This window comes from Sphingomonas sp. 10B4 (assembly GCF_035019905.1).
Classification (GTDB): Bacteria; Pseudomonadota; Alphaproteobacteria; order Sphingomonadales; family Sphingomonadaceae; genus Sphingomonas; species Sphingomonas glacialis.
Window position 1 is genome coordinate 1 of sequence record NZ_JASJVC010000426.1, and the last position, 255, is coordinate 255.

The following is a 255-nucleotide window of genomic DNA, read 5'->3' on the forward strand; positions in this document are numbered from 1 at the left end:
GGCATGGGCAGTCTGATCAGCCGGCATCCGGCCGCACTCGATGCGGCCCGCTTTGGTGGTGCGGCCTTTCTTACTTGGTATGGTTGGCGCGCTTGGCGGGCCGCATGGCAGGCACAAACGCTGCGTGCCGACCCGCGCGGCCTCAAGCTTGATCGACGCACGGCCAGTTTAGCGGTGTTGGCCGTTACCTTGCTCAACCCGCATGTGTATCTCGATACCGTCATCTTGCTCGGTGCTGTAGCTGCACAGCAAGGG

Annotated in this window: 1 protein-coding gene; it reads left to right on the forward strand. The window is 63.1% G+C overall.

The annotated features are described in order from the left end of the window. Nucleotides 1-255 (forward strand): LysE/ArgO family amino acid transporter (locus QN347_RS20375; RefSeq protein WP_323494486.1); only part of this gene is annotated, 255 nt, incomplete at both ends.